The 11,389-nt window shown below is 60.7% G+C and carries 10 protein-coding genes; 4 read left to right on the plus strand and 6 right to left on the minus strand.

Going from position 1 to position 11,389, the window contains the following annotated elements:
* The 4 genes from BN1125_RS07075 to cobB all read left to right on the plus strand — a co-directional run.
* Window positions 1-2,401, plus strand: a 2,401-nt coding sequence (locus BN1125_RS07075; RefSeq protein ID WP_042011439.1) for a response regulator, incomplete at its 5' end; no start/stop codon positions are given.
* Window positions 2,388-3,632 (plus strand): response regulator, encoded by a 1,245-nt coding sequence (locus BN1125_RS07080; protein WP_042011440.1) that lies wholly within the window; start codon window positions 2,388-2,390, stop codon window positions 3,630-3,632. The genes BN1125_RS07075 and BN1125_RS07080, both read left to right, overlap by 14 nt.
* A 3-nt stretch (window positions 3,633-3,635) precedes the next feature.
* Window positions 3,636-4,277, plus strand: a complete 642-nt coding sequence (locus BN1125_RS07085; RefSeq protein ID WP_042011441.1) for a GNAT family N-acetyltransferase — start codon at window positions 3,636-3,638, stop codon at window positions 4,275-4,277.
* Window positions 4,278-4,336: 59 nt separating this feature from the next.
* Window positions 4,337-5,110 carry a Sir2 family NAD+-dependent deacetylase gene (cobB, locus tag BN1125_RS07090; protein WP_042011442.1) on the plus strand — a complete coding sequence of 258 codons (774 nt, stop codon included), beginning with the start codon at window positions 4,337-4,339 and terminating at the stop codon, window positions 5,108-5,110.
* A 72-nt stretch (window positions 5,111-5,182) separates the two neighbouring features.
* On the opposite strand, the gene BN1125_RS07095 is transcribed toward cobB, so the two are convergent.
* The 6 genes from BN1125_RS07095 to rbsD all read right to left on the minus strand — a co-directional run bounded on the left by BN1125_RS07095 (window position 5,183) and on the right by rbsD (window position 11,078).
* Window positions 5,183-6,196: a substrate-binding domain-containing protein gene (locus BN1125_RS07095; protein ID WP_042011443.1), complete on the minus strand. Its 1,014-nt coding sequence runs from the start codon at window positions 6,194-6,196 to the stop codon at window positions 5,183-5,185.
* A complete protein-coding gene (gene rbsK, locus BN1125_RS07100) occupies window positions 6,196-7,128 on the minus strand; it encodes a ribokinase (RefSeq protein WP_042011444.1) in 933 nt (310 codons plus the stop codon). The genes BN1125_RS07095 and rbsK overlap by 1 nt, the downstream gene beginning before the upstream one ends.
* 108 nt (window positions 7,129-7,236) lie before the next feature.
* Complete coding sequence (rbsB, locus tag BN1125_RS07105) at window positions 7,237-8,112, minus strand: ribose ABC transporter substrate-binding protein RbsB (RefSeq protein ID WP_042011445.1); 876 nt, start codon at window positions 8,110-8,112, stop codon at window positions 7,237-7,239.
* 30 nt (window positions 8,113-8,142) lie between these two features.
* Window positions 8,143-9,111 carry a ribose ABC transporter permease gene (gene rbsC / locus BN1125_RS07110; RefSeq protein ID WP_042011446.1) on the minus strand — a complete coding sequence of 323 codons (969 nt, stop codon included), beginning with the start codon at window positions 9,109-9,111 and terminating at the stop codon, window positions 8,143-8,145.
* A complete protein-coding gene (gene rbsA, locus BN1125_RS07115) occupies window positions 9,108-10,637 on the minus strand; it encodes a ribose ABC transporter ATP-binding protein RbsA (RefSeq protein WP_042011447.1) in 1,530 nt (509 codons plus the stop codon). Before rbsA ends, rbsC begins: the two co-directional genes overlap by 4 nt.
* A 21-nt stretch (window positions 10,638-10,658) precedes the next feature.
* Complete coding sequence (rbsD, locus tag BN1125_RS07120; RefSeq protein WP_042011449.1) at window positions 10,659-11,078, minus strand: D-ribose pyranase; 420 nt, start codon at window positions 11,076-11,078, stop codon at window positions 10,659-10,661.
* Between the last annotated feature and the right edge of the window lie 311 nt (window positions 11,079-11,389).

Here is an 11,389-nt window from a genome sequence, read left to right on the forward strand (position 1 = left end):
TTCCCGCCAGCAACTGACACGAGAAGTGGCACAGCGCCATGCCGCCGAGAAGGCCTTGGCCATCGAGAGCGAGCTGAGGGAGACCATGTTCCAGGCACTGCCGGTGCCGGTCTATCTGCGCGATAGCCAGGGCAAGGTGATCAAGTCCAACAAGCAGGCTCGCCGTCTGGCTCTTCGTTACTCGGATCAGTTGATGCTGCCGCCGGTGCACTCACAAAAGAGTGAGGGGGAGCTGGTGCTGGGCGATCAGGTCTTCGCCTATGCCCAGCATCCGCTGCAGCTTGACAAACAGGCTCCAGCGACCGATCTCATCGCGCTCTCGGATATCAGTGTGCTGCGTGAACAGGCCCGTTTTCTACGTCAGGCGGAGCGCCGCCTGCGAGCTCTGACCAATACTGTGCCCGGCGTCGTGTTGCAGTTTATGTTCGAGCGGGGAAGGGTGGGGGCCATCGAGTTTATCAGCCGGGGTTGCTACGAGCTGCTCGGTCTGGCGAGCCAGCAGATCCGCCGTGAACCAAAGCGGGTGCTCACTATGCTGGATCGCGAGGATCGCCGTCGGGTGCGGCGCGAGATGTTCGCTATGTTGCAGGCAGGCAAACCCTTCGCGTTCACCTTGCGTTACCACCATCCGACCAAGGGTGTGCGCTGGTTGCAGCTTTATGGCCGGGGGCGCAGTCAGCCGCAGGGGTGGCGGATCTATGCGGTGATGCAGGATGCCACCACACGGGTCGAGCAGGATCAGGCATTGCAGCACTCCCATGAGCAAGCACAACAGGCGGTACAAGCCAAGAGCCGTTTTTTGGCCGCCATCAGCCACGAGATCCGCACGCCGATGAACGCTATTCTCGGCTTGCTGGAGTGGCTGGCCAGCACCCCTTTGTCTCAGGAGCAGGATTCGGCGCTGGCGCGAGTACGTCAGGCTGGGGATGAGCTACTCGGTCTGCTCAACGATGTGCTCGATTTTAGTCGCAACGAGAACAGTAAACTCTCTCTCTCGCCCCAGCCTACCGATTTCACCGAGCTGTGTGAGCACGTGGCGGCAGTACACTGGAGCAAGGCGCGAGCCAAGGGATTGCAACTGCGTCTGCAACTGGACCCGGCCCTGCCTGCTCTGCAGACCCTCGATCCCCATCGGGTGCGCCAGGTGCTCCACAATCTGCTCTCCAATGCCATCAAGTTCAGCCAGCGTGGGGACGTCGTGCTATGGGCCGAATTGGCAGCATCGACCTTGCGCTTTGGTGTGGATGATCAGGGACCGGGGATCACCGCCAAGATGCGTCACACGCTCTTTATGCCATTCGAGCAGTTTGCCGTTGAAGGGCAACTGCGGGCCCCGGGCACCGGTCTTGGTCTGGCGATTTGCAAGCAGCTGATCGAGCAGATGGGTGGGTTGATCGATGTTGAGGGACGTGTTGGCGGCGGCAGCCGTTTTTTCTGCGAGTTGCCTCTGAAGCGGGTGCTGCAGGAGCCGGATTGGCAGCCCAGGGTGCGGCAGTTGGCGATCTCTTTGCCTCATGACGAGGCACAGAGGCTTTCTGCCTGGCTCGGCCGACTGGGGATCGCCATCGTCAGCAATGCCGTTGATACGCTGCAAGCAGAGGTGGACGAGAAGGGGCTCTACTATTGGGCCTGGCAAGGGGAGTCCTGGGTGCCCGGTACCATCATCACCCTGTTGCAGCCAAGACTGAACCCGGCTCAACCGGCTGTTGGCACCCAGCCCGGGCTTGGTATTCGGGTACTGCTGGTTGAAGATCACGATGTCAATCGCGAGCTGATCAGCTTGCAGTTAGGGCAACTTGGCGCCAGTGTCATCACTGCCGCCAATGGGCAGCTGGCGCTGGAGATGCTGGTGCAGCACCAGGTGGATCTTGTGTTGACAGACCTGCAGATGCCGGTAATGAACGGAGCTGAACTGTGCAGGCAATTGCGCCAATCCGCGCGTTGGGTCTGTCTGCCTGTCTATGTGATCACCGCGGATCTCAGTGAGCAGGCGGCGAGTGAGCTGCAATCCTGTGGTTGCGATGGTCATCTGGATAAACCGGTTGCCCTCAAGGAACTGGCGACTCTGCTGCGCCAGATTGCCAGAGCGGAAGGCCATGCCGTAGCAGCGCCGCAGGCTGCCTCGCTGCTGACCGATGAACTGGCCGCTCTTTATCTGAAGGCTACCCGCGATGATTTGGCCGAACTTGATCGCTGCTGCCAAGCAGAAGATGACATTGGCGTGAATGCTGCTTTACACAAGTTGAAGGGGGCCGCCAGAATGGTCGGAGCGACTGCGTTGGTGGCGGCCATTGACGAGTGGCAACACGCCCCCCATCCAGCTCTCCAGAACAGTTTGAACCGGGCGTTGGATGAGTTCAGCCAGCATTTCTCGAAAAGGACCCCAGATGATCATTACTGATGAAGAACTGCTGGCGTTGCTTGACTCGGAAGAGCACGCGGCGGCAGAGTTTTTCCCTGTCTTGCTCTATGCCCTTGATCAGGCCTCCCATGAGCTGGCAAAGAGCACAACACTCCCCTCTTATGTCGCTTTGCAGCGCACCCAACCGGATGCCTGCTGGCAGTGGGAAGGGTTGTTTGCGGCAGGCTCCATCGCCCTTTACGAGCCCGCCGCTCACCTGCAGGCGGACTATTTCCCCGAGTTGCAGCATCATCAGGGCGTTTATGCCATTGGTGAGGATTGGTTGGGGGGGCTTGCGGCCAGTTACCGTGACTGGAGAAACTGGCTGGCGGCCAAGCGGGTGCTGCTGCTCGAAGATCACCCGTTTCAGGGGGAGCAGCTGCAACAAACCATCGCCGCGCTGGGGCTCTCCTGCCAGTGGGTAAAGGATGAAGCAGCCTGTCTTGCAGCATTGGAGGCGGGCGATACCAACCTGCTGGTGTGCGATCTCAGTCTGGTGGAGCAGGATGCCATCAGTTTGCTGATGAACCAGCCCCAGTTGCAGGAGGCAGGGCTGCCCATCGTGCTGCTCTCTGCCCATGAGCAGACGTTGATCGACGGTGCCCGCCGGCTGCTGCACGATGCCGGTTTCAATGTGCTGGCGGCGCTGGCCAAGCCACTCGATGAGCAGGAGTTGCTCCGGTTGCTGCGTGGACTTTACCTGGGGCCTCTGCGTCAGCATCGTCTGAGTGGGCAGCGTCGAACCATCCGTCATTGGCAGGGCGAAGTGCAGGGGCAACTTGGCCTGCTCTCCAGCCCCGCGACCCCACATCCGGTCTGGTTGGCGGTAACGGGTTTACCCAGCCGTTGGGAGGCTCTCAAGGAGTGGTTAATGGAGCAGTCACGTAGCTCCTCAGAGCTGACGCTATTGATCCACCGCCGGGATAACCTGTTGAGCAATGGAGAACGATTTGCGCTGGTGCTACAAGCGAGTCTGGCGGGGAGCAAGCTGGCGCTGCTACTCGACAATAGCCAGCATCTGCCGTTCGACCTGCTGGAGCGTCTGCCGCTGAGCGCCTTGCTGTTGGGGCAGGCTTTCTTACCCGAGATAGCGTCCTTGGCCATGGACTCCCTGCTGGGGCGCTTTATGGCCCGGGTCAGGGAGCTGGGGATCGCCGTCTATCTGGATGACCCATACAACCTGCTGGATGCCGAGGTGTGGCGAGAGCACGGTATCGCGGGGCGCTGGTAACCCGTGCCCCGTTATCTTTGCTGGTCCATCCATCGGGAGCGTCTCTGCAAAGGGCTCGATGGCTGGCCCCATCCCCTTGCTCGCACAGGCTTGCCGCTGGTGATGCGGGTCGCAGAGGTGCCCTGCATATTGCGCGAGCTGCACGGTATCGATCCTGCCCGTATGCTGGCAGCCTATGATGCGCTCAGTGAAGAGAGCATCTATTTGCGCTTTATGCGCTCGAAACGGACGCCGCCACCGGAACAGGTGGCCCAATTTCTTAATTACCATCCCGAACAACAGATCTCGCTGTTGTTGACCGATCTTGCCGGTGAGCCGCTGGCTCAGGCCCAGTCTATCCGGCGTCGCCTCCATCCGGAGCGTGCTGAATTCTCCTGCATCGTGGCTGATCACTTCCAGCAGAAGGGGGCGGGGCGGCGCATTTTGCTGGCGCTGGCACTGCTGGCCCGGGCGGAGGGGATCCAGGAGTGGACCGCGGAAGTGCTGGCCCAGAATCGACCTATGCTCACTCTGCTCAAGCGCCTTGGTTTGCCGCTGACCCTGGTAACCGGGCGAGAGATGGTCTTTGTCAGGCTCGATCTGACCGTACTGGATGAGTGGTTGCCCGCGCAGCCACAAGGGGCTTTTAAGACCAAGGGCGAATAGTGGCGCTTTTACCTCTGTGCTAAGGTCACACTATTATGCGGGGATAGACGGAGCAGCTTATGGTGCAGTCATACAAACATATCGTGATCCTGACTGGGGCGGGGATATCAGCGGAATCCGGTATCAAGACCTTTCGAGCGTGCGACGGTTTGTGGGAAGAGCACAAGGTCGAGGATGTGGCGACCCCCGAAGGGTATGCCAAAGACCCTGAACTGGTACTACGCTTTTACAACTCCCGCCGCAAACAGCTGCAACAACCCCAGGTTCACCCCAATCCGGCGCACTATGCACTGGCTCGCCTCGAGCGTCTGCTGCCAGGTTCGGTCACCTTGGTGACCCAGAACATCGACAACCTGCACGAGAGCGCCGGCAGCAAGAACCTCATCCATATGCATGGCGAACTGCTCAAGGCTCGATGTCCCGAGTCCGGTCAGGTGATCGAGTGGCGTGGCGATCTCCATCAGGACGAGCTCTGCTCCTGTTGCCAGTTCCCTCAGCAGATGCGTCCCCATGTGGTCTGGTTTGGCGAGATGCCGCTCGGGCTGGATCGCATCTACAGCGCGCTGGCCCAGTGCGATCTCTTTATCTCCATCGGCACCTCTGGTGCTGTCTATCCGGCCGCGGGGTTTGTTCATGAGGCTGGCCTCAACGGTGCGCACACCATCGAACTCAATCTAGAGCCGAGCGAGGTGGGTAGCCAGTTTGACGAAAAACGCTATGGCCCTGCCTCCCTGCTGGTTCCCGCCTATGTCGATGAATTGCTGGAGGCGTGTGGTATCCATCAACCGAGGCAAGTCGAGGGGCACAACTGGATGGAGATGCGTGAACGCTAGGCATCAGGGATGACGGCAAAGCAAAAGGCGACCCGGGGAGTCGCCTTTTTGTTGTCCGGTTTTTGGTGCTGACTACGATTGCGCGGGCAGGGGAGCGCAGGATTGTCTAATCACCAGATCCGGGTCGACGGTGATCAGATGGTTCTCCACCGCCTCGCAGTTGATCCGTGCCAGCAGCCGGGTGACGGCCAGACGTCCCAGCTCCTCCTTGGGCTGGTTGACGGTGGTGAGCGGCGGTGACATAAACTCCGCCAGCGCCACATTGTCATAGCCGACGATGGAGAGATCGTGCGGGATGATCATTCCCGCCTGATGGGCGGCACTGATGGCCCCCATCGCCATCATGTCGTTGCAGACAAAGAGGGCGGTGGGGCGCTCGGGTAATGCCAGCAGACGAGTCATCGCCTGATGGCCGCTGGCGCAGTCAAAATCCCCCTCCTGAATCCACTGCGGTTTGATCGTGAGACCCGCCTCCAGCAACGCCTGCTCAAAGCCAGCTTGGCGCTGGTTGGCGGGGGCGCGGCGGTGGGGGCCTGTGATGCAACCGATGGCGCTATGGCCCAGCTCAATCAGATGGCGGGTGGCGAGATAACCGCCGTGGAAGGAGTTGTCGGCGATAAGGTCAACATCCTGGCTGACCAGCCCCCAATCCATCACCACCACCGGCAGGCTCTTGAGCCAGTCGAGCTGATTGAACACCTCTTGCTGCCCTTCGCTACACATGATCAGCAGGCCATCGACCCGCTTGCGCAGCATCATCTTGAGGTAGGAGAGAGCAGTTTCCGCCTGACCTTCAGTGTTGCCCAGCATCAGGTTGTAGCCCTGCTCGAAGCAGTAACGCTCCACCCCGCGCACCACCTCGGCAAAGAAGGGGTTGCTGGAGGTGGTGACCAGCATGCCGATACTGTTGGTCTCCTTCACCTTGAGGCTGCGGGCCACCAGACTCGGGGCGTAGTTGAGATCTCGCATGGCGGCGAAGACCCGCTCCCGGGTCTCCTCGGCCACAAAGCGGGTCTCGTTGATGACGTGGGAGACGGTGGTGGTAGAGACCCCCGCCAGCGCCGCCACCTCCTTGATATTGGCCATCAGTGCCCCTGCGCAGTCTGCTCAAGCAGGAAGGTGTCGACCTCCTGCTTGCTCGGGATGGAGCTCTGGGCACCGAACCGGGTGACGGAGAGCGCCGCTGCCCCGTGGGCAAAGCGCACCGCACCGTGGAAATCGGCACCGGCCAGTTCCGCCGCCAGCAGGGCGCCATTGAAGGTATCGCCCGCGGCTGTGGTATCCACTGCCTTGACCCGAAAGCCCGGGATCAGCTGTTGCTGCTGTGCGTTGCTGCAGTAAACCCCCTGCGACCCCAGGGTGATCATCACGTCCGCAATGCCCATCTGGTGGAAGCGGACTGCCGCCTCGCGGGCGCTCGCTTCGTCGGTGACTTTTACGCCGGTCAACAGCTCGGCCTCGGTCTGGTTGGGGGTGATAAGGTCCACCAGTGCCAGCAGCTCGCTTGAGAGCGGACGGGCGGGGGCGGGGTTGAGCACCACCCGGGTGCCGTGGGCGCGAGCCAGTCGGGCAGCTTCATGGACGCTCTCGAGCGGCACTTCCAGTTGCAATAGCAGGGTGTGGGCATCGGCGATCATGGCTTCGTGGTTTTTCACAACAGCCGGAGTGATGGCACCATTCGCTTCGGCGGAGATACCGATACTGTTCTCCCCCTCATCGCTGACATAGATGATGGCAATACCGGTTGGGAGCTTGGGATCGAGCTCGACGGCGCTCACGTCGATGCCGTCTTTGGCAAAGCCAGCTTTCATCTGGTGGCCGATGGCGTCATCACCGATGCGGGCGATAAAGGAGACGGGGGCGCCAAGGCGGGCGGCGGCCACCGCCTGATTGGCCCCCTTGCCACCCGGGACAACCTGATAGCTGTGACCGGTCAGGGTTTCACCCGGGCGAGGAAAGTGGGGAACGCGCAGTACATGGTCTGCATTGACACTGCCCAGAACGACGAGACGATTCATGTTGACTACTCCTGATGCATCTTGGCTTGAACACTGTGATTAAGTGAGCTCAAGCCGGGAGGCACCTGAACGAGAGGGAAAAGGGGAGGCGAACCTCCCCTCGAGCACTTACTTGCTAACTACTTGCAGTGGTACCGGAATGGATTTCTCCACCGGCTGACCCTTGAGCACCTTGTCGGCAGTCTCGACGCCGATGGCGCCGATGAGGGCCGGTTGCTGGGCCACGGTGGCGGCCAGTTTGCCACGGGCAACCGCAGCCTTGCCATCGTCAGTGCCGTCGAAGCCGACGATCATCACCTCTTTACCGGCCGCCTGCACCGCGCGGATGGCACCCAGCGCCATCTCGTCGTTCTGGGCGAACACAGCCTGAACGGTCGGATGGGCCGCCATCAGGTTCTCCATCACGTTCAGACCCTTGGTGCGATCAAAGTCGGCGGGCTGGGATGCGAGCACCTGCAGCTTGTTGGCCGCCACGGCCAGGGCAAAACCTTCGCCACGGTCGCGGGCGGCGGAGGTACCGGCAATCCCTTCCAGCTGGATCACCTTGGCGCCGGTACCCAGTTTTTCGGTGATGAAATCCCCGGCCAGCTTGCCGCCCGCCACGTTGTCGGAGGCAATGTGGGCCTTGACCTCACCCTGCGCGGCGCCGCGGTCCAGGGTCAGCACCGGAATGCTGGCCTTGTTGGCGAGACGGATGGCGTTGCCGACCGCTTCGGAGTCGGTGGGGTTGATCAGAATGGCGCCGACCTTGCGCACGGTGAGATCTTCCATGTTGGAGAGCTCTTTGGCCGGGTCATTCTGGGAGTCCAGTACCACCAGCTCGTAGCCAAGCTCCTTGGCTTTGGCTTCGGCACCCTCTTTCATGGTGACGAAGAAGGGGTTATTGAGAGTGGAGACCACCATGGCCAGGGTTTGATCGGCGGCCTGGGCGGTGCCCAGCACGGACATGATGGCGGCAGCGAGCAGGGTATTGAGCTTTTTCATCATTTCATTCCTTGTGTGTGGCTTGTCTTATCAACGATTGCTTTTGTTATCGATCATCACGGCAAGCAAGATCACGCTGGCCTTGGCGATCATCTGGTAATAGGAGGATACGTCGAGCAGGTTGAGGGCGTTGTTGAGAAAACCGATGATCAGGGCACCGATCAGGGTGCCCATGATGCGGCCCTTGCCGCCCATCAGGCTGGTACCACCCAGCACCACGGCGGCGATGGCATCCAGCTCGTAACCCATGCCCGCCGTCGGCTGGGCAGAGGAGAGGCGAGAGGTAACGATAAGCCCTGCCAGCGCTGAGAGCGCGCCGCACAGACCATACACCGCCAGCTTCACCCGATCCACATTGATACCGGAGAGACGGGTGGCAGACTCGTTGCCGCCCAGCGCGTAGATGTAGCGACCCAGGCGAGTGTGGTTCAGCATGAACCAGGCCAGCAGAAAGACGATGGCCATCAGCCAGATGGGCACCGGCAGACCGAGCAGGTAACCGGTACCGAGCCAGGCAAAGTGATCAGCCCCTTCGCTGAAACCGGTGGAGATGGGGCGCCCTTCGGTATAGACCATGGTGACGCCGCGCAGGGCGGTCATGGTGACCAGAGTGGCGATAAATGCCTGCACCTTGCCCTTGGCAATGATGAGACCGCTGACGCCGCCAAGCAGGGTACCGGCACCCAGGGTGAGGGGCACCACCAGCCAGATGGGCAGCTCCATGGCGACCATGGTTGCGGCCAGCGCACCGCACAGGGCCAGTACCGAGCCGACCGACAGATCGATACCGGCGGTGAGAATAACCAGCGTCATACCGACCGCCATGATGGCGTTGACCGAGGTCTGACGCAGGATGTTGAGCAGGTTGTCGGTGGTGAAGAAGTTGGGGCTCAGAAAGGAGACCACACCAATCAGGACCAGCAGCGCGACCAGGGATTTGTTCTCGATCCACCACGCCTTGCTCATGACGCCACGGCGGGAAAGGGTTTGGGTTGTCATTGGGATGCCTCTTGCTCTGCTTGCCACTGTTTACCGACTGCCGCCGCCATCAGCTTCTCCTGATTGGCATCGCGGGTGTTGAACTCTGCGCTGATGCGCCCTTCGTGCATCACCATGATGCGATCACTCATGCCGAGCACTTCCGGCATCTCGGAGGAGACCAGAATGATGCTCATCCCCTCCTTCTTGAACTGGTTGATCAGCTGATAAATTTCCTTTTTCGCCCCCACGTCGACGCCGCGGGTCGGCTCGTCGAGGATCAGCACCTTGGGCCGGGTCAGCAGCCCCTTGGCGATGGCTACCTTCTGCTGGTTGCCGCCGGAGAGGAGCTTTATTAGCTGATCCTGACTCGGGGTCTTGATATTGAACAGGCGCACATAGTCGCCCACCGCCTGCCGCTCGGCCTTGCCGTCAATCTTGCCGTTGCTGATGAACTCGTCGAGGGCGCACAGACTCATGTTTTCGCGTACCGAGAGCTCCAGCACCAGGCCATCGCCTTTGCGATCTTCGGAGATATAGGCGATGCCAGCGGCCAACCCGTCGGCCGGGCTTTTGGGCACCAGAGCATGACCATCTACTTCCACTTCACCGGCGCTGATGGGGCTGGCGCCATAGATAAGCTTCATCAGCTCGGTGCGGCCGGAGCCCATCAGGCCGCTAAAGCCCAGAATTTCCCCCTGACGCAGGGAGAAGCTCACCCCGCGCACGCCTGGGCCGGCTAGATCTTTCACCTGCAGGCTGACGGGGCCGAACTCGCGCTCAAGGCGCGGGTACTGCTCTTCCAGTCGGCGACCCACCATCATCTCGATGATCTTGTCTTCATCCAGATCGCTCACCGCCTTCTCGCCGATCCACTTGCCATCGCGCAGCACGGTGACCCGATCGCAGATCTCGAAGATCTCTTTGAGGCGGTGGGAGATATAGACGATGCCGCAACCCTGCTCACGCAGCTCGCGGATAACCTTGAACAGCTGCTCGGTCTCGGTATCGGTCAACGCATCGGTCGGTTCGTCCATGATGATGACGCTGGCATCGAACGACAGCGCCTTGGCGATCTCCACCATCTGCTGTTCGCCGATGGAGAGATCCCCGAGTCGGGTATCCGGCCCATGTTTGACGCCAAGTCGCGCCAACAGGCCGCTGGCCCGTTCGCCCAACTGTTTGTGGTCGATGCTGCCAAAACGGGTGCGCGGTTCGCGACCGAGGAAGATGTTGGCGGCAATCGACAACTCCGGCAGCAGGTTCAGCTCCTGATGGATGATGCTGATCCCCTGATCCTGAGAGTCGCGGGGGCCCTTGAAATGGACCGACTGACCGCGGTAGCTGACGCTGCCCGCATCGGCCTGATAGATACCGGTCAGCACCTTCATCAGGGTGGATTTGCCGGCGCCATTTTCACCGAGCAGGGCCATCACCTGGCCCGGATAGACCCGCAGACCCGCTTCGTCGAGGGCGCGCACACCGGGGAAGGTCTTGACGATCCCGGTCAGCTCCAGAATGGGTGAGAGGGGGGAGGTTGTGCTCATTTGCAGCTTCCTTGAAGAGGCTTAAAACGCCACACCGGCGCAGAGGATCAGGTTGGCGTAGGGAGTCACCTCGCCGCTGCGCACGATCGCCTTACTCTGACGGGAGCGGGTTTTGAACTCCTCGTGCAGGCAGTATTCGATGGCGATGGGCTTGCCTTGGGCGGCTGCGTGGGCCTCAAGTTGATCGACCAGCGCCTGATGGGCGGCGGGGCTGATCTGCTTGATCTCGCTTGCCATGATCGCCTTCTCCACCACCAGATCGGTGAGCAGGGCGGTCAGTACGGTTTCAAGGCTGGGCGTCCCCGCCATCAGCGCCAGATCGATCCGCTCCGGCCCTGCCGCAATGGGCAAACCTGCATCGCAGACGGTGATCTCGTCGGTGTGGCCCATCTGTGCCACCAGAGCACTCAGGGGAGCATTGAGCAGTACGCCTCGTTTCATACAGCACCTCATCAGGCCTTGGCCCGTCAATCTGTGAACCGTCAGGCAACCGGTTACGCAACCGGTTGCCTCATGGCACAAAGATAGGCTTTTTACGAAGGAAGGGCCACGGCAAAACCACGGAAATGTGAAAACGATCTCAAAGGCGGAAGAAGAAATGCAGGGGAGGGAACAGGAAGGGTGTCAGCAGAACCCAGCCCTCCTCTTTACTGATTTTATGGTTAGTGTCGCAAGCAAAAATAGGGTGAAAGAGGATGATTTCATTTGCATAAGGCACCTTATTTCCCTCGACTGATGAGGTGCAGCGACTC

The organism is Aeromonas fluvialis, assembly GCF_000819885.1.
GTDB classification, from domain to species: Bacteria; Pseudomonadota; Gammaproteobacteria; order Enterobacterales; family Aeromonadaceae; genus Aeromonas; species Aeromonas fluvialis.